General features: G+C 33.0%; 2 protein-coding genes. Both read left to right on the top strand.

The window, feature by feature from the left end; genetic code table 11:
• Positions 1-404: 404 nt before the first annotated feature.
• Positions 405-707 carry a TMEM175 family protein gene (locus FN031_RS08915; RefSeq protein WP_006151097.1) on the top strand — a complete coding sequence of 101 codons (303 nt, stop codon included), beginning with the start codon at positions 405-407 and terminating at the stop codon, positions 705-707.
• Positions 632-949 (top strand): hypothetical protein (locus tag FN031_RS08910; protein WP_185928469.1); only part of this gene is annotated, 318 nt, incomplete at its 3' end. The genes FN031_RS08915 and FN031_RS08910, both read left to right, overlap by 76 nt.

Raw genomic sequence — 949 nt, 5'->3', positions numbered from 1 at the left:
AAACCAGGCTTGAAAAAAGCTCGTAAAGCATCACAATTTAGTAAACGTTAAAACTTATTTAAACTTATTGAAAGCATTTCGTATCAAAAATACGGGATGCTTTTTCTGTTCACCCCAAATTTTTGTAACTAGGTGATACTTGAAATTAATACAAATTTGGTTGTTTTTGATAAATCTAAGCAACACTACATGATGAAGTGAAAGGGGATGAATCTTTGATAGTATTCACTTATTGTGAAATATGATATATTTATTAATTAGATGGATGAATACTTCTAGAGTTAAATATAGTATAATAGGGACATACTTTTTGGTTTATTTTTGTTTGTAGTCGGATTATGAAAGAATATCCAATATTATGCGATAAGATAGAATGTTACAAAAAAGAAAGGGGATGCAATCCGATGAAGAAAGACAGATTAATTGTATTGACAGATGCTGTTCTAGCAATTATTATGACCATCTTGGTTTTAGAGTTAGAAAAACCAACAACACCAAGTCTTGAAGCTTTTTGGGATTTACGGCAAAATTTCTTTGCTTGTTTTCTTTCCTTTTTCTGGTTGGGATCGTTATGGATGGCACTAAACACATTATGGGAAAAGGTTGAGAAAATTTCCTCAGAAATTATTTGGTGGAATTTGTTTCTACTCTTGGAGCGGCAGGAGTTCTCTTTGGAGAATTTCATGCCATCCAAGATACCAGTCTGAATGATGTGGTGGACCGGATCTATATAAATGTCAAGGATTTACCGTTTCAGTCCTTGGGAGCTTTAGCTAATATCCTGTCTGATATTAAGAAGGGACTGATTCAAGACAGTCATATCTGGTCTTTCTTCCAGTCATTTTTCAAACAATATCAGTTGATAATCAGCTTAAATCAGATCTATCAGTTTGTCTATCTTTCTCTGATGGAGATCATGTCCTATCTTCACTTTGATTATTGGAAAAAA

The organism is Streptococcus mitis (assembly GCF_902159415.1).
Taxonomy (GTDB): Bacteria; Bacillota; Bacilli; order Lactobacillales; family Streptococcaceae; genus Streptococcus; species Streptococcus mitis_BG.
Note: the sequence above shows the minus strand (reverse complement) of the source record. Positions and strands in the feature narration are given on the sequence as shown.